This is a genomic window from Sphingomonas sp. PP-CC-1A-547 (assembly GCF_003610375.1).
Taxonomy (GTDB): Bacteria; Pseudomonadota; Alphaproteobacteria; order Sphingomonadales; family Sphingomonadaceae; genus Sphingomonas.
Map to the genome: position 1 here is coordinate 236,804 of NZ_RAPZ01000011.1, position 17,144 is coordinate 253,947.

Here is a 17,144-nt window from a genome sequence, read left to right on the forward strand (position 1 = left end):
GCCCGCCCGCGATCGACGCCGTACGCAACGCGCCTGTTTCGATCCGTCTGGGACCATGCCGCCATGTCCGTTGCTTCGTTGAAAATGCGCTCCTGGTTGTTCGCGCCGGGGGACAGCGAACGCAAGATGACCAAGGCGGTAGAGGGCAGCGCCGACATCGTCCTGTTCGATCTCGAAGACGCGGTGACGACCGAGAACAAGCCGCTCGCGCGCCAGACCGTCCACGACATGCTGACCGCGCATGTCGCGCACCGCGCGCGAATGTGGGTGAGGGTCAATCCGCTCGACGGGCCGTATACGCTGACCGATCTCGCGGCGATCATGCCCGCGCGGCCGGGCGGGATCATGCTGCCCAAGGTCGTGGGGCGGCAGGACGTCGACCGGCTCGACCATTATCTGTCCGCGTTCGAGGCGGCGAACGGCATCGCGATCGGCTCGACCCCGGTCATCGTCCTGATCACCGAGACGGCGGAAGCGATGTTCCACACGGGCGACTATAAGGGCGCGCCTCGGGTGGTCGCGCTGACCTGGGGCGCGGAGGATCTGGCGGACTCGATCGGCGCGAGCGCGAACTGCAATCCCGATGGCAGCTACCGCTTCACCTATGAACTGGCGCGGTCGATGTGCCTGCTGGGTGCCGCGGCGGCAGGGGTTACCGCGATCGAGACGATCCAGGGCGACTTCCGAGACCTCGACACGCTGAAGACGCGCGCAGAGCAGGTCCGGCGTGACGGTTATCGCGGGATGCTCGCGATCCACCCGGCGCAGGTCGACGTGATCAACGACGCGTTCACGCCGACCGAGCCGGAGATTGCCGAGGCGCAGGCGATCGTCGATCTGTTCGCGGCGAACCCCGGCGTCGGCACGATCGGCTACAAGGGCGGCATGCTCGACCGACCGTATCTGTCGCGCGCGGAGCATCTGTTGCGGCAAGTCGGGCGCGCGTGATCCGGGCGTCCTAGCCGACGCCCCATTCCGTCAGCAGCGCCGTGCCATCGGACGTGGGGGCGATCCGGCCCGGCGTGCGGGACAGGCGCGGGGCAGGGGCCGCCTGCCAGATGCCGTCGATGACCACACCGCGATCGGCCATGTGGCGATGCGTCGGTACCTCGTCGAGTTCGAGCACCGGCGCGAAGCAGGTGTCGGTGCCCTCCAGCGCGTCGCACCAGTCGTTCCTCGACCGGGTCACGAACACTGCGGCGAAGCGTCGCGCGGTTTCGGGCCAGCGCTTGACGACCATCTGGTCCGCCGCGAGGTCGGCGGGAAGCCCTAGCCGATCGAGCAACTCGGCATAGAATTTCGGCTCGATCGCGCCGACCGAGACGTACCGCCCATCGGCGCAGGTGTAACACCGGTAGAACGGCGCCGCGCCGCCAAGCAGATTGCGGTCGCGGTCCATCGACATCACCCCGGCCGGGACCATCCCTGCGAACAGCGCCATCATCGACGAAACCCCGTCGACGATCGCCGCATCGACGACTTGGCCGAGCCCGGATCGCGCGCGTTCGAGCAATGCCGCGAGGATACCAGTGACGAGATAGAGCGACCCGCCCCCGAAATCGCCGATCAGGTTGAGCGGCGGCGGCGGCGGTGTTCCCGGCGTGCCGATTGCCGCGAGTACGCCGCTGAGTGCGATGTAATTGAGATCGTGGCCCGCCACCTGTGCGAGCGGGCCGGTCTGTCCCCACCCGGTCATCCGCCCATAGATGAGCCGCGGGTTGCGCTTGAGCATCACGTGGGGACCGAGGCCGAGCCGCTCCATCACGCCCGGTCGCAGCCCCTCGATCACGACATCGGCGCGGTCCGTGATCGCAAGCGCCTGCTCGCGCCCCTCAAGCGTGCGAATGTCGAGCGCGAGCCGCGCGCGGCCACGGTCCAGCACGGGATTGCGAAATCCGCCGCCGACCCGCTCGATCCGCAGTACCTCCGCACCAAGATCCGACAACAGCATCACCGCATGCGGGCCCGGCCCGATGCTGGCGAACTCGACGACCCGCAGGCCCGCCAGCGCGGTCATGCGCCGATACTCATCATTGCCATGCGATCCGATATCCGCGCTGTTTGGCTGCAAGGTGCGACCGATGCCGAACCGGAGTCAAGAAAGCGTCGGCGAGTCCAGCGGCACCATGTCCTTCAGCATGATGCCGGGGTCGGCGAGGATGGTCCGGTCGATCACAGCGCCGGCTTCCACCAGCTTGCGCCCTTGGACGTAATCCTTGACCGCACCCACGCAGTCCAGCGCGATGACGCGGCGGTCGCGCAGGTACACGACCGAGAATTTGCGCGTCGCCGGATCGCCGCGCAGGACCGTGTCGTCATAGCCGATCGACAGTCCGACGGTCTGCAGCTTCAGGTCATACTGGTTCGACCAGAACCACGGCACCGCGTCATACACCGCCGGCTGGCCAACGATGTCCTTCGCCACGACGGTCGCCTGGTCGTTCGCGTTCTGCACCGATTCGACACGCACCGCCGCGCCGCCGGCAAACCGGTTGGCGTGCAACGCGCAGTCGCCGATCGCATACACGTCCGGCACGCTCGTCCGGCATGCGCCATCGACGGCGACGCCGTTGCCGCCCGCCGCACCCGCGTCGATCAGGGGCGCGACTTCGGGAAGGATGCCGATGCCGACGATCACCATGTCGGCGGCGATGACGGTGCCGTCCCCCAGCCGGACCCCGGTGACGCGGTCATCGCCCAGGATGCAGTCGACCGACTGCCCCAGCCGCACGTCGACGCCGTGTGCACGGTGCTCCGCCTCGAAGAAGCGCGACAGGTCTTCGCCCGCGACGCGCGCAAGTACCCGGTCGAGGGCCTCGAGCAGGATGACGGACTTGCCGAACTTGCGCAGCACCGCGGCGGCTTCGAGCCCGACATACCCGCCGCCGATCACGACCGCGGTCCCGACATCCGGCAGTTCGGCGATCATCCGGTCGGCGTCGGCGCGGTCGCGCACGGTGTGGACGCCGGTAAGATGATGGCCAGCGCAGGTCAGTCGTCTGGGCGTCCCGCCGGTCGCCCAGACCAGTCGCCCATAGCCGATCGTCGTACCGTCCTCCGTCGTCGCGCTGTGTTCGACCGGATCGACCGATACGATACGCGATCCGAGCCGCAGATCGATGCGCTGCTCGGTCCAGAACGTCGCCTGTCGGATCAGGATACGGCCGAAGACCTTTTCGCCCGACAGATATTCTTTCGACAAGGGCGGCCGTTCATAGGGAAGCTCGGGCTCCTTGCCGACGATCAGGATCGATCCCTCGAAGCCGGTCTTGCGCAACGCGATCGCACACGCCGCACCGCCGTGCCCGCCGCCGACGATGACGACATCGGCGAACACCGTCGCGTCCCGTCGCGCATCGCCTGTCATGCTGTCCATTTCGCTACCCTCGTCCACCTGGTGCCCTGTCGAGTAGCACGCCGCTCCGCCCTCGTGGTCCGCATTCCTATTGGCGATGTCGCACGACCTCAACTGTAGCCGGCGATCCGCCAGTGCAGTGAACACCGCCACTTGTGCGAAGTTAACGTAAAGCGCGCGCGATATGTATTAGGCGTCGTGGCCGGGCTCTGCGCTCGGACGGGGGATTGCCGAAGTGATTGCGGACGGAACTGCCGAAATACCCAAGGCCCATGCGTGGGACCCCGACCATCTGCGGCTTGCGGTCACCGCCGCGGGTGTCGCCCTGTGGGCATGGAACGTCGACACCGACGCCTTCACGATGGACGAGCATGGCTTCGAACTGTGGGGCCTCCCGTGGCGCGCCGAAGTCACGTTCGAGGAATTGTCGGCGCATATCCATCCGTCCGATCGCGACCGCGTCCGCTCCGCCTTCGCCGCCACCCGCGCGGTGCTCGGCAGCTACGAGACCGACTTCCGGATCATGATCGGTGAGGAGGTCCGCTGGATCTCGGCGCGCGGGCAGGGCGAGGATGTCGGGATCGTCGGACGGACGATGTTCGGCATCTTCCTCGACGTCACCGGCCGCAAGCAGGCGGAGGAAGGCAACGAACTGCTCGCCGGCGAAATGAGCCACCGCGTCAAGAACCTGCTGGCGATCGCGAGCGGCCTGACCGCGATAACCTCGCGCACCGCACCCAATACGCAAGACATGGCACGCGAACTGACGGAGCGGTTGAGCGCGCTGGGGCGGGCGCACGATCTCGTCCGACCATTGCCGGGTGGGCAAGGCGACGCGGCGTTGCTCGGTGACCTGCTCTCGGTGTTGCTGGCCCCCTATGACGACATGGGCGCCTTCAAGGGCCGCATTCGCGTCGCGGTCGAACGCATGGGCGTCGGCGAGAATGCTGCGACCGGACTAGGGCTGATCATCCACGAACTGGCGACCAACTCGATGAAATACGGCGCGTTGTCGGCACCGACCGGAACGCTCGACCTGTCCAGCACCGCGACCGACGACGAAGTGATCCTGACCTGGCTCGAACGCGGCGGTCCGGAAGTCGAAAGCCCGAATGCCGGGGAAGGCTTTGGCAGCAAGCTCGTCCGCCGTACCGTTGCCGGGCAGCTGGGGGGCTCGATCGCCTATGAATGGTCGACGGGCGGGGTGATCATCACGCTGACGATGCGGCGGGATCGGCTTTCATCCTGACTGGCCTTCAACGCCCGGCCGTGAACACCGGGATAGTAGTTTAGTACCTGATTCGGGTGCAGGAATACTGCGGAAACATCCGCGGTCCGATGGGTTATGTCTCTGGGCAATATGAGTTTCGGGTCTGCCGGAGCGCGAACTCCCTTGCCCGTGCGACCCCATCGTTTTCACCAGCGCGGAGCAGCGCGGGATATTCCCGCCGGCTTCGTCGTTTGAAGCCCCATCATCCACGTATCGAAGGAGATCATTCATGAACACCGACACCCTCAGCGGCGCAGCAACGGACGTCAGCGGCAAGGTCAAGGAAACCCTCGGCGGCGCGATCGGCGACAAGTCGCTGCAGAGCGAAGGCGCAGCGGATCAGCTGACCGGTACCGTCCAGAAGACGGTCGGCCAGGCCAAGGACGTGGTCGAAGAGAACATCCGTCCGCTGGTCGACTATGTCCGCCAGTTCTCGAAGGAGCGTCCGTTCACCGCCGCAGCGGTTGCCGGTGTACTGGGTATCGCCCTGATCAACACGCTCCGCGGCAAGTAAGCCTCGGCGTGTCGCGGCGGGGGCGCATGATAGCTCCCGCCGCAATACCGTTACTCGCGTTACCGAAGACGTACGACGCCAAGCGCACTCGATCGTTGCGCTACTGATAAACAAGCCGCGCCTGGTCGATCGAACATCCGACGACCTCATCGTGAACCACGCAACATCAATTCGCTGCAATTGCGGACCGTGATCCACGGTCGCGCTGCCGACGACCTATGTCGATCGGACGTCGGAGAGGAGACCCGCATGACGGATCATACGGATTACGAAACCGATTACGATTCCAACCTCGTCGTGGGACACCGCGAGCAGCGATCCGACGACGACTGGGACAAGGTCTGGAATACCGACGATCGCAACCGCGATACGCTCCGCAAGATCGAGTTCGGGCTGGCGGTGATCGCTGCAGGCGTAGCACTCGTCATGGTCCGCAGCGGATGGCTGCGGATGACCGCTCGACCGAACCATGTCGTGCCCTCGGCGGCCGATATTCACGTCCAGATGCCGCCGCCGCGCTAAAACCGGGCGCGTCGAATAACTAGCGCCCAAATAAAAGAACGACTGCCAGCATTTGGGCTGGCAGTCGTAATTCCTGTTACGCGGCGGAGCGTTCCGCCTGCTTGTCTTGGAGACGATCGCCGCTGCGATCATTGGCTGCGGCGCCGGTGATCTCGATCCGGCGCGGCTTCATCGCCTCGGGGATTTCGCGCTTCAGCGCGATGCGCAGCAGGCCGTTGTCGAAGCTTGCATTCTGGACCTGCACGAAATCGGCAAGCTGGAAGCGGCGCTCGAACGCACGGGTTGCGATCCCGCGGTGGACGAAGCGGCCATCGTCGCGTTCGTCGGGCTTGCGCCCGCTGACCGTCAACTGGTTGTTCTGCGCGACGATCTCGATGTCGTCGGGGCGAAACCCGGCGACGGCGAGCGTGATCTGATAGCTGTCCTCACTCTCGCGTTCGATATCGAATGGCGGGTAGCCATCGACCGTTTCGGTCCGCGCGGTCGCTTCCAGCAAGTCGAACAGCCGGTCGAAACCAACCGTGGAACGACGGTAAGGCGTAAAGTCGAAGTTCGTCCTCATATCCAAATCCTCCTCATGAGCAATCTGAGCACGAGGAGCACCGGTAAAGCCGATGCCCTCAGTCGCCGGACCGATCGACGCGTCCGGCGACCGGGGAAATAATTTCGCGTCCGAAGGCGTCAAGATTTCCGAATGAAATTTTTTGCTCCGGTCGCGAGCGGCTGCAATTCGCTACTTGATGCGCTTCCACGACTGCGTCTTGCAGCCGAACCCCGCGAACATGCAGCCTTCGCCGACCAACGTGCGGGCATCGATCTGCGTGATCGTACCGGACACGGTCTGGCCGACATCGGGAATGAAGACCTCGCCGCTCCATCGTCCTGGCTCGTCCTCGACGAAATCGCGGAACAGTTCCTCGCCGACGAGCTGGTCGACGCCGCCGCGCTGCGCGTCCTCGATCGCAGTGCGGCTCGCCCACACGACCGTCCCGCAGATCGCATCGCGACAGCGCTTGAAGGTCACGTGGACCGTGTTGTGCGGGTTGGCCCAGATCCCGGCGGGCGGCGGGGTTCGTGCCGCGGCGGGCGCGGCGACCAGCGAGAGTGCCAGGATTGCGGCCGAATATTTGAAAAGCATGTCATCCTCTCGGCTTTCCTACCGGATCGAACGTGCCAAACCTTGCTTCGAGCCCTGTCGAAAAGGTAAAACCGAAATTTCGATTGCCACCTATGCGGCTGATTTGGCTCAGTATCTAATGGTCGGCGTTGCGATGATTTGGTCTCTACCCTAAATACCGGGATTGGTGAGCATCGACGAGTAGACTGTTTTGACTGATATCATCGACAGCGCCGTCGAAAGCGCCCCGAAAATGACGGCGGACGCAGAGCGGATCGCGGCCGAGCTGATCGCGCAGGACGTCGGCACCGATCCGTTCGTCGCGGCCGTGCGGGCCACGCGGATGCCGATGATCATCACCAATCCGCGATTACCCGACAATCCTGTCGTGTTCACCAACGACGCGTTCTGCCGGTTGAGCGGCTATAGTCGGGCGGAAATCCTTGGCCGGAATTGTCGGTTCCTGCAGGGGCCGGAGACCGATCCCGCGACTGTCGTCAAAATTCGCGAGGCGGTGCGGCAGGTCCGGCCGATCGAGATCGACATCCAGAACCACCGCAAGGACGGCGAGCTGTTCTGGAACCGCCTGTTGCTGGCGCCGGTCTACGACACCGAAGGCGTGCTTGCCTATTTCTTCGCCAGCCAGGTCGACGTGACGCTCGAGCGCGAACGGCTGCAGGGTCTGGAATCGAGCAATGCCGCGCTTCTGGCCGAGCTGACCGACCGATTGCGGATGCAGCAGGAGCAGGAGCGCGAGCTGGCCTTCACGCTGAAGGCTGCCCGCTTTGGAACCTGGAGCCTGGAGATCGCCAGCAAGCAGCTGACTGCCTCCGATACGTGCAAGGAAATATTCGGCCGCCCCAGCCACGAGCCCTTCACCTACGAGGACCGGCTCGAGGCGATCCATCCCGAGGATAGGGCGAAAAGCGTTGCCGAGGTCCGTCGCTGCGTCGCGGAGGGTACCGACTATGACGTGATCTACCGCATCTATCGCCGGGATGGAGAACTGCGCTGGCTCGCCTCGCGCGGCCAGCCCTTCTTCAACACCGAGGGCGAGGCGTTGCGGATCGCCGGCGTCTCGACCGACATCACCGACCAGCGTCGCAGCGAGATCATGCGCGCGGCGCTCGTCGAACTGGGCGACGTGTTTCGCGACACGGACGAACCGGATGATATCTCGTTCGCGGCTGCGCGGATCATCGGCCAAACGGTTGGGGCGGATCGGGCGGGGTATGGCGAGATCGACGCCGACACGCTCACGATCATGCGCGACTGGAGTGCGCCGCGCGTCGCGCCCCTTTTCGGCAGCTTCGATCTACGCAGCTTCGGAACGTACATCGACGATCTGAAAAATGGCGACGAAGTGTGTATCGAAGACGCGCACACCGATCCGCGGACGCGGTCGACGGTCGCCGCGCTCGAGGCGATTTCCGTCCGCGCGATCGTCAACATGCCGATCATGGAAAACGGACGGCTGGTCGCGATGCTCTATCTTGGCAGCGGCCGTGCACGGCAGTGGCGCGCGGACGAGGTGGCGTTCGTGCGCGAAGTCGCCGAGCGCACCCGGATCGCGACCGAACGGCGGCGCACGGAGCAGGAGCTCGCGGCCCTCGCGGCGTCGCTCGAACAGCAGGTCGCGGCGCGGACCGGCGAGCTCCAGCATGCCGAGGACGCGCTGCGCCAGTCGCAGAAGATGGAAGCGGTCGGCCAGCTTACCGGCGGCGTCGCGCATGATTTCAACAATCTGCTCACCGTCATCCGCTCGGCGACCGACTTGCTGAAGCGTCCGGACCTCAGCGCGGAACGGCGCGAACGCTATATCGACGCGATCTCCGACACCGCCGATCGTGCCGCGAAACTGACGGGGCAGCTGCTCGCCTTCGCGCGGCGGCAAGCGCTCCAGCCCGAGGTGATCGACGTGGGACAAAGCCTGCGCGTCATCGCCGATATGCTGGGCACGCTGACGGGCTCGCGGATCGTCATCGACATCGACGTGCCCGAGACGCCGCTGTTCACCAACGTCGATCCGAGCCAGCTCGATACCGCGCTCGTGAATATGGCTGTCAACGCGCGCGACGCGATGGACGGCGCGGGTCATATCCTGATCGCGGTACGACCGGCATCGTTCATCCCGGCCGTCCGGTCGCATCCGGCCGTGCCGGGACGCTATGTAGCAATCTCGATGACCGACAGCGGCACGGGCATCGAACCCGAGAAACTGGAACGGATCTTCGAGCCGTTCTTCACAACCAAGGGGGTCGGGCAGGGGACCGGCCTCGGGCTCAGCCAGGTGTTCGGGTTCGCCAAGCAGTCCGAGGGCGACATCGTCGTCGAAAGCCCGCCGGGCGAGGGCGCGACCTTCACCCTGTACCTGCCACAGGTCGACGAGAGCGACCGTCCGGTCGAGGACGACACCGTCCAGACGCTGGCCGACGGTCATGGAACCTGCGTGCTGGTCGTCGAGGACAACAGGGAAGTCGGGACGTTCACCACGCAGTCGCTGGCCGAGCTCGGCTATGTGACGGTGTGGGCGGCCAATGCGCAGGAGGCGCTGGCGGAGCTGGGCAAGGATGCCTCGCGCTTTGACATCGTCTTTTCGGACGTGGTCATGCCAGGGATGAACGGCATCGAACTCGGCAAGGCGATTCGCGCGGACCATCCGAGCCTGCCGGTCGTGCTGACGTCGGGATACAGCAACATCCTCGCGCAGGACGGTACGCACGGGTTCGAGCTGCTCCACAAGCCGTATTCGGTCGAGCAATTGTCGCGCGTGCTGCGCAAGGCGGCGGGCTGGGGAAGCGCCGATAGAAGTTCGGACGGCTCGGCGGAATAACGGAGAGGCTGCCGATCCGCGCGCGAAAGGCTCAGGCGGTCGGCGCCATCAAGGACCGGATCCGCTGCGCCGTTTCCGCGGTAGCCGGATTGTAGACGATCATCCCGAGTTCCGGCCGACCGTCGACGGCGAACGCCGAGAATTCGAGCTCGAGCAGGCCGTGTACCGGATGGTGAAGCCGCTTCAGCCCGTCCGCGTGCCGGGCAACGTTGTTGTCGCGCCACAACGCATCGAACTCGGGACTGAGCCGCGACAGTTCCTCGACCAGTTGGCTGATCTCCGCACCCGCACCTGCACGCGCGGCATCCGCGCGAAACGTACCGACGACATAGCGGGCGACGTTGAGCCAGTCCTCCTGCGCCGCCTTGATGCTCGCATTGGTGAACATCAGGCGCAGGATGTTGCGCTGGTCGCGGGGCAACGTCGCATAGTCCGTCAGCAGGGTCGCCGCCGCCGCGTTCCACGCGACCACGTCCCAGGTCGGCGTCTTGACGATCGCCGGGCTGAATTCGAGCGCATCCAGTACGCGCTGCAGCCGCGGCGTGACTTCGTCGGAGGCGCGATAGGTCGCTTCGGGCGGATGGCCGAGACCAAGCACGAACAGGTGCTCGCGCTCGGGCTCGGTCAGCATCAGGCCGCCGGCGATGCGGTTGAGGACGTCGGCCGACGGCGCGCCGCCGCGGCCCTGTTCGAGCCAGGTGTACCAAGTCGCCGAGATGTTAGCGCGCTGGGCGACTTCCTCGCGGCGCAGGCCGGGCGTCCGGCGCCGGCCGCCACTGAACCCGAACGCCGCGGCGTCCATACGTGCCCGGCGATCGCGCAGGAACGTGCCGAGTGCATTGTCAGTCTCGATAGACATCGCCATCCTGTTGAAGATTATACCATGATAAGGTCACTACTTTTACAGGTGTCGAAGTACGCCCAAGTCTTGCTCCGGACAATATCGGAGAGTTTGGATGCGTGTATTTTTGACGGGTGCGACGGGCTTCATCGGGTCGCGTATCGTGCCGGAACTGCTGAGTGCCGGACATGAGGTCTTGGGTCTTACCCGGTCGGATGCCGGCGCGCGGTCGCTGGTAGAGGCTGGCGCCGACGTACATTGCGGTGATCTCGTCGATCTCGACAGCCTGCGCAGCGGAGCAGAGCAGGCCGATGCGGTGATCCACACCGCGTTCGATCATGAGTTCACCAACTTCGTCGCAAACTGTGAAAAGGACCGCCGCGTGATCGGCGCGATGGGGGAGGTGCTCAAGGGGAGCGATCGTCCCATGATCATCACGTCGGGTACCGGGATCGGCGATACTGGCCCGGGCAAGCCTGCGCTCGAGTCCGCGTTCAACCCCGACTACCCCAATCCGCGGATTGCATCGGAAAAGGCGGGGCAGGTGCTTCTGGAGGCGGGCGTAGACGTCCGCGTCATGCGGCTTCCGCAGGTCCACGATACCGTCAAGCAGGGGCTGATCACGCCATACGTCGATATCGCACGCGAGAAGGGCGTGGTCGCCTATGTCGGTGAGGGCGACAATCGCTGGCCCGCGGCGCACGTGCTGGACGTGGCGAAACTCTACGCGCTCGTGCTCGACAAGGGCGAGAAGGGCGCACGGTACAATGCCGTGGCGGAGGAAGGCGTCAGCGCGCGGGCGATCGCCGAAGTCGTCGCGGCCGGGCTGGGCCTGCCGACGCTATCGCTGACTCAGGAGCAGGCGAACGATCATTTCGGCTGGTTCGGCATGTTCGCCTCGCTCGACATGCTCGCCTCCAGCGACTGGACGCGCGCGCAACTCGACTGGAACCCGACCGGTCCGGGGCTAATCGCTGATCTAGAAGCGATGGACTATGCTGCGGGCCTAGTCGCCGCCTGACCGGGCATCCCGCTGGCGGCAATTTATAGTTTGCCGTCAGCGGGATACGCGTCGAGCAGATGCCGCTTGCATCGGTGCGCGGCTCGGGACCATCCTGCGACATCGTCTATCGGGGGTCTCATGCGTCGTCTCATCACTGCGGTACTGCTTGCCTGCGTCGCCACGCCCGTTCTGGCCAGGACGGTGGTTGTCGAAGAAGTGTCGCTCGATCGGTTGAGGACGCTGATGAACGACGGCGCGGCCAGCAGCGTCGATATCACCCAGGCCTATCTCGCGCGGATCGCCGCGATGGATCGCAAGGGACCGGCGCTGCATAGCGTCATCGCGGTCAATCCCGATGCACTCGCGCAGGCCAAAACGCTTGATGCCGAACGCAAGGCAGGGCATGTGCGCGGTCCGCTGCACGGCATCCCGATCCTCATAAAGGACAATATCGAGACCGCGGACCCGCTGCCGACGACCGCAGGCAGCCTGGCGTTGCGCGACAATATGACGCGCCGGGACGCGCCGATGGTCGCCTATCTGCGCCGCGCGGGTGCGGTGATCCTCGGCAAGACCAACTTGTCGGAATGGGCGAATATCCGCTCGACTCATTCGATGAGCGGCTGGAGCGCGGTCGGCGGGCTGGTGCGCAACCCTTACGCGCTGGACCGGACCGCGTGCGGCTCCTCGTCGGGATCGGGCGCCGCGGTTGCCGCGAGTTTCGCCGCGGCGGCTGTCGGCACCGAGACCGACGGTTCGGTCGTGTGCCCGTCGTCGTTGAACGGTCTGGTCGGTTTCAAGCCGTCGATCGGTCTGGTCAGTCGTACGCATGTCGTGCCGATCAGCCACAGCCAGGATACGCCGGGACCGATGGCGCGCAGCGTTACCGACGTCGCGATCCTGTTGTCGGGCATGGTCGGTGCGGATCCGGCGGACCGCGTGACGGCGGCGGCGGTGACCAGGGATTATGCCGCCGGGCTCTCGGCCGGTGCGTTGTCCGGCATGCGGGTCGGCGTCGTCCGGCCCGACGGCATGTCTGCGGATCTTACCACCCGCTACGCGGCGGCGCTGGACGTCCTGCGCGCAGCGGGTGCCGTGCTGGTCGAGGTGAAGACGCCGAAGCTCGACGGACTGAGCGAGGCCGAACTGATGGTCCTGAAAACCGAACTCAAGGCGGACCTGAACACCTATCTCGCGACCACGCCAGTGGCAGTACAGACGAAGACGCTGGGCGCGGTGATCGCCTTCAACCGCGCGAACGCCGCGACCGAGATGCCGTTCTTCGCGCAGGAATTGTTCGAGGATGCGGACAAGACCAAGGGGCTCGACGACCCCGCCTACAAGGCTGCGCGCGCGACCTCGCTGCGGCTGGCGGGTGCGCAGGGGATCGACGCGATGCTGCGCGCGGCGGGTGCGCAGATCCTGGTCGAGCCAACCTATGACGCGGCGTGGCTGAGCGACCCGGTCTATGGCGATACCTATGCCGGACCCTCCGCCGCGACGTTGCCCGCGGTCGCCGGTTATCCGCATCTGACCGTGCCGATGGGCCTCGTGCGCGGGTTGCCCGTCGGCCTGTCGTTCATCGCTACGAAGGACGCCGACCAGACCGTGCTGCGCGCCGGCTATGCCTATGAACAGCGTGCCAAGGCCCGGTCGGCGCCGCGGTACTTGCCGAGCATCGCCGTCGACCGGTGAGGCGAGGGGGCTTACCCCTCCTTCTGCTTCGTCTCGGGCATCGCGAAGAAATAGAGCATGAAGCCGGCGCCCGCGACGACGGCCAAGGTCAGGAAGCTCACGCTGTAGCCCGCCCAGACGATGATCGCACCGGCCAGTGTCGCGGACAAGGCCGCGCCCAGGCCCTGCGCGCTCGCCACCGCACCCTGGCTGACGTTGAAGCGCCCTGTCCCCTTGGTCAGGTCGGCGATCACGACCGGGAACAGCGCGCCGAAGATACCCGCGCCGATGCCGTCCAGTGCCTGCACGCCGACCAGCCACCACGGATTGTCCGACACGGTATACAAAGCGCCACGTGCCGCGAGGAACCCGAACGCAACGAGGAACAGCGGCTTGGTGCCCCATTTCTCGGTGTTGCGGCCGACCACGATCGCGACGGGTACCATCACCAGCTGCGCCGCGACGATGCAGGCGGCGGTCAGCGACGTCGCCTGGTCCTTGCCGACGGTGCGCGCGAGCAACTGGCTGACCGACGTCAGCATCGCCGCGTTGGCGAGGTGGAACAGGAACGCCGTCCCCGCGAAGATCATCAGCGGCTTGTTCTCGACCAGCGCCTTCCAGCCGCTCGGCTCCTCGCAATCGTCCTCCGGCTCGCAATCGAGACCACGCGCGACCGCGTTGTCGATGTCGTCGTTCTTGATCCGCGACGCGGTCGCGATGCTCGCCACCGTCAGCGCGCCCATCAGGTAGAAGACGACGACCGGTCCGAACTTCCACGCGAGCACGCCCGCGAGCGCCGCCGACACGGCGTTGCCCGCGTGGTTGAACGCCTCGTTGCGACCGACGCGCTTGGCGAACAGTTTCGGGCCGACCAGCCCCAGCGTGATGGCGGAGATCGCCGGCGCGAACACCGCGCCCGCGACCGCCGCTATCGACTGGGTGACCGCCACCGCGGTGAAGCCACTGACGATCGGCAGCGAGACGCTGCTGAGCGTCACGAGCAGCGCGGCGATCATCACGATCCGCGGTTTGTTCCTGCTGCGATCGATCAACCCGCCCGCGGGCGTCTGCGAGATCAGGCCGACGATCCCGGCGATCGTCAGGATCATGCCCACCGTCGCCTCGTTCCAGCCATGCGCCGGCCCACGTACCGCGACGAGATAGATGGCGAGGTACGGCCCGAGCCCGTCGCGAACGTCGGCAAGGAAGAAGTTCAGCGCGTCGAGCGTCTTCTTCGGCGCGGACGTGGCGTCCGACCCGCCCTTGGCCCTGCCGTTGCTGGCGGATGCCGTGTCCGTCGTGGCCATGAGAATTCCCTGAAATATCGGTGTCGTCGAACCGGGTGCCGCTTGAGAAACCCGCGCGCCGTCGGATCGCTAAAGCTGCGGCAACGGGCAAAGTTTCCACACCGCCGAAATATTGTTCGGCTTGATATTCTCCAGTGATGTCAAAAGCTAAACCGGAACTGAACGAGCCCGTTAAGTCTCAAATCATGAAGGTATTGTCACGGAACGATGAACCCTCAGCCTCGCTATGGGCAGCATCGGCGGATCATCTGCCAAACGACTTGAAAGAGTTTTAATGACAGGATGCCTGACCTGGATCCACTTCGGCGATCTGCATGTCGACGAGGCCGATGGGTATGAAGGACTGTCTCGGTTTCGCGCGCTGATTGCGAGCGCCGAAGCGCATCTGGGCAGTGCGGTCGACTTCGCGCTGTTGCCCGGCGACAATGCCAATCACAGTACCGACGACCAATATGCGCGGATTGCGGACGCGATGAAGGGGCTGTCGTTGCCGTGGCACGTCTTGGCGGGCGATCATGATTTCGAACCCAGCGACCTGACCGCGATGCGCGCGATCACGGCGAAGATGGCGCCCTATGCGGAGACAATCGCGGGCTATCGGTGCCTGTTCCTCGATATCGTCTCGGCGGGGAAGGGTGGTCCCGACTTCCGGATCGACCCCGACCAGCGCGCCTGGATAGAACGCGAACTGAGCACCGCCGCGGTTGCTGGCGAGCCGGTGGCGGTGTTCATGCATGCCTATCCCGGCGACCTGCGCGACGATCCCGACGGTATCGCCGGGCTGTTCGCCGCGCACCGCGTCGCGTTCGTCGACACCGGCCACACGCATTATAACGAGCTGCTCAACGACGGCCGCGTGATCTACGGCGCGACCCGCTCGACCGGCCAGATCGAGGAGGGCGCACCCGGTTTCTCGATCGTCACGCTCGACGACGGCGTGCCGAGCTGGCGGTTTCAGGCGGTGAATGATCCCTGGCCACTCGTCCAGATCACCAGTCCCGCCGACCGCCGCCTGATCACCGACCCGGCACGCGCCGACAACGTGCCCGGCAGCGCCTTCACCGTGCGCGCGAAGGTATTCGGCGCCGCAGACACGGTGTCGCTGCACGTCGATGACGGCCAAGCCATCCCGATGAAGCGTGTCGACGGCGTGCCTTCGCTCTGGAGCGCTTCGGTCGATGGCATCGCCGATGGCCTCCACCATCTCGTCGTCCGGTGTGACGGGAGCGAGGACCGGATCGACATCCTCGTCCGCAACGCCGGCCCGCGACCGAAGCGCAATCCTCCCATAGCGCTCGGCCGCGATGTGAACGCGATCGGTGCCTGGCTCGAGCGTGGTATCGACGGCGCTCAGCGCGGCCCCAACAAGAACGGACTCGATTGGTGAATACCGCAACGATGACGATGGTCCGGCGTGTCGGCTCGCGGATGCCCGCGGCATGACGGTTCACACCTATGCGATCTGGACAATCTGCTTCGTCGCAACCTTCGGCGTGATCACGCGTCCGTTCAAGCTGCCCGAAGCGGTCTGGGCGGTCGCTGGCGCTGCGGTGTTGCTCGTGTTCGGGCTGATGTCGCCCGGTGCAGCATGGGCCGCGGTGCTGAAGGGTGGCGACGTCTACCTGTTCCTGATCGGTATGATGCTGCTGTCCGAGGTCGCCCGCGAACAGGGACTGTTCGACTGGGTCGCCGAGCACGCGGTGCGCCTCGCAAAGGGATCGACCAGCCGCCTGTTCGCGCTCGTCTTCGGCGTCGGCATCGTCGTCACGACCTTCCTCTCGAACGACGCGACCGCAGTGGTGCTGACCCCCGCCGTCTACGCCGCGGCGAAGAAGGCGAAGGCGGATCCGTTGCCAATGCTGTTCGCCTGCGCGCTGATCGCCAACGCGGCGAGCTTCGTGCTGCCGATCTCCAACCCCGCGAACCTCGTGCTGTACGGTGGCCAGATGCCGTCGCTCGGTGCGTGGATGGCGTCGTTCGCGCTGCCATCGCTGCTGTCGATCGGCGTTACCTTCCTCATGCTGCGCTGGGTCGAGCGCGAGCGGCTCCGTGGCCAGTGCGAGACCGTCGTCGAAACCGGCACGCTTCCTCGCGGCGGCAAGATTGCGTTGGGTGGTATCGTCGCGACCGCGGTCCTGCTGATCGCCGCGTCGGCGCAGGAGCACGACCTCGGACTGCCGACCTGTCTTGCCGGTATCGCGACGATGGCCGCGATCTGCATCGGGGAGCGCAAGTCGCCGTTCACGACGCTTGGCTCGGTATCCTGGGCGGTGCTGCCGCTCGTCGCGGGCCTGTTCGTGCTGGTCGAGGCACTGGCGAGCACCGGCGTGATCACGATGCTGGCGCGCTGGCTCGCAGCCGGTGCGGCGAACTCGCCGTCGACGACCGCAGGCGTTGCGGGGACGATCCTAGCGTTCGGATCGAACCTTATGAACAACCTGCCGGCCGGATTGATCGCGAGCACGACGCTCCAGCAGGCCCACGTTCCGCAGATCGTCACCGACGGCCTGCTGATCGGCGTCGACCTCGGCCCGAACCTGTCTATCACCGGCTCGCTCGCCACCATATTGTGGCTGACAGCGATCCGCCGCGAAGGCGAGGACGTCGGCTTCTGGCGGTTCCTCAAGGTCGGCGCGGTGGTGATGCCGCCCGCGCTGTTCGCCGCGCTCGGCGCGCGCATGCTCATCGGCTGAGCGCGCGCCGAGCGG

At 65.7% G+C, this 17,144-nt stretch carries 15 protein-coding genes; 9 read left to right on the plus strand and 6 right to left on the minus strand.

The window, feature by feature from the left end; genetic code table 11:
- The first annotated feature begins 63 nt into the window (after positions 1 to 63).
- On the plus strand, positions 64 to 948 hold the full coding sequence (locus tag C8J39_RS07340) for a CoA ester lyase (RefSeq protein WP_120299916.1): 885 nt from the start codon (positions 64 to 66) through the stop codon (positions 946 to 948).
- Positions 949 to 958: 10 nt separating this feature from the next.
- Here C8J39_RS07340 and C8J39_RS07345 read toward each other — a convergent pair whose 3' ends face one another.
- Both C8J39_RS07345 and C8J39_RS07350 read right to left on the minus strand, forming a co-directional pair.
- On the minus strand, positions 959 to 2,017 hold the full coding sequence (locus C8J39_RS07345) for a CaiB/BaiF CoA-transferase family protein (protein WP_120299917.1): 1,059 nt from the start codon (positions 2,015 to 2,017) through the stop codon (positions 959 to 961).
- Between the two features lie 78 nt (positions 2,018 to 2,095).
- Complete coding sequence (locus C8J39_RS07350; RefSeq protein WP_243649767.1) at positions 2,096 to 3,376, minus strand: NAD(P)/FAD-dependent oxidoreductase; 1,281 nt, start codon at positions 3,374 to 3,376, stop codon at positions 2,096 to 2,098.
- Between the two features lie 214 nt (positions 3,377 to 3,590).
- On the opposite strand from C8J39_RS07350, the gene C8J39_RS07355 reads away from it, so the two are divergent.
- From C8J39_RS07355 to C8J39_RS07365, 3 genes are all read left to right on the plus strand, one after another.
- Positions 3,591 to 4,604 (plus strand): sensor histidine kinase, encoded by a 1,014-nt coding sequence (locus C8J39_RS07355; protein WP_220669827.1) that lies wholly within the window; start codon positions 3,591 to 3,593, stop codon positions 4,602 to 4,604.
- A 250-nt stretch (positions 4,605 to 4,854) separates the two neighbouring features.
- On the plus strand, positions 4,855 to 5,139 hold the full coding sequence (locus C8J39_RS07360; RefSeq protein WP_056057800.1) for a CsbD family protein: 285 nt from the start codon (positions 4,855 to 4,857) through the stop codon (positions 5,137 to 5,139).
- Positions 5,140 to 5,388: 249 nt separating this feature from the next.
- A complete protein-coding gene (locus C8J39_RS07365) occupies positions 5,389 to 5,661 on the plus strand; it encodes a hypothetical protein (protein ID WP_120299918.1) in 273 nt (90 codons plus the stop codon).
- 76 nt (positions 5,662 to 5,737) lie between these two features.
- On the opposite strand, the gene C8J39_RS07370 is transcribed toward C8J39_RS07365, so the two are convergent.
- Together C8J39_RS07370 and C8J39_RS07375 are read right to left on the minus strand one after the other, a co-directional pair.
- Positions 5,738 to 6,223 carry an Hsp20 family protein gene (locus C8J39_RS07370; RefSeq protein WP_120299919.1) on the minus strand — a complete coding sequence of 162 codons (486 nt, stop codon included), beginning with the start codon at positions 6,221 to 6,223 and terminating at the stop codon, positions 5,738 to 5,740.
- 171 nt (positions 6,224 to 6,394) lie between these two features.
- Positions 6,395 to 6,799 carry a DUF2147 domain-containing protein gene (locus C8J39_RS07375; RefSeq protein ID WP_183037953.1) on the minus strand — a complete coding sequence of 135 codons (405 nt, stop codon included), beginning with the start codon at positions 6,797 to 6,799 and terminating at the stop codon, positions 6,395 to 6,397.
- A 232-nt stretch (positions 6,800 to 7,031) separates the two neighbouring features.
- Between C8J39_RS07375 and C8J39_RS07380 the strand changes: the two genes are divergently transcribed.
- Positions 7,032 to 9,611, plus strand: a complete 2,580-nt coding sequence (locus C8J39_RS07380; RefSeq protein WP_120300458.1) for a PAS domain-containing protein — start codon at positions 7,032 to 7,034, stop codon at positions 9,609 to 9,611.
- A 31-nt stretch (positions 9,612 to 9,642) separates the two neighbouring features.
- Here the strand turns inward: C8J39_RS07380 and C8J39_RS07385 are convergent, their stop codons facing one another.
- Positions 9,643 to 10,470, minus strand: coding sequence for a helix-turn-helix transcriptional regulator (locus C8J39_RS07385; protein ID WP_120300459.1), 828 nt, complete (start codon positions 10,468 to 10,470; stop codon positions 9,643 to 9,645).
- A 97-nt stretch (positions 10,471 to 10,567) separates the two neighbouring features.
- On the opposite strand from C8J39_RS07385, the gene C8J39_RS07390 reads away from it, so the two are divergent.
- Positions 10,568 to 11,473 (plus strand): SDR family oxidoreductase, encoded by a 906-nt coding sequence (locus C8J39_RS07390; RefSeq protein WP_120299920.1) that lies wholly within the window; start codon positions 10,568 to 10,570, stop codon positions 11,471 to 11,473.
- Positions 11,474 to 11,593: 120 nt separating this feature from the next.
- The gene (locus C8J39_RS07395) at positions 11,594 to 13,150 is read left to right on the plus strand and encodes an amidase (RefSeq protein WP_120299921.1); all 1,557 of its coding nucleotides are present in this window, start codon (positions 11,594 to 11,596) and stop codon (positions 13,148 to 13,150) included.
- An 11-nt stretch (positions 13,151 to 13,161) separates the two neighbouring features.
- Here the strand turns inward: C8J39_RS07395 and C8J39_RS07400 are convergent, their stop codons facing one another.
- On the minus strand, positions 13,162 to 14,436 hold the full coding sequence (locus C8J39_RS07400; protein ID WP_120299922.1) for an MFS transporter: 1,275 nt from the start codon (positions 14,434 to 14,436) through the stop codon (positions 13,162 to 13,164).
- Positions 14,437 to 14,710: 274 nt separating this feature from the next.
- Here C8J39_RS07400 and C8J39_RS07405 point away from each other — a divergent pair, with 274 nt between their 5' ends.
- Positions 14,711 to 15,823, plus strand: coding sequence for a metallophosphoesterase (locus C8J39_RS07405; RefSeq protein WP_120299923.1), 1,113 nt, complete (start codon positions 14,711 to 14,713; stop codon positions 15,821 to 15,823).
- Positions 15,824 to 15,875: 52 nt separating this feature from the next.
- A complete protein-coding gene (locus C8J39_RS07410; protein WP_120299924.1) occupies positions 15,876 to 17,129 on the plus strand; it encodes an arsenic transporter in 1,254 nt (417 codons plus the stop codon).
- Positions 17,130 to 17,144: the final 15 nt, after the last annotated feature.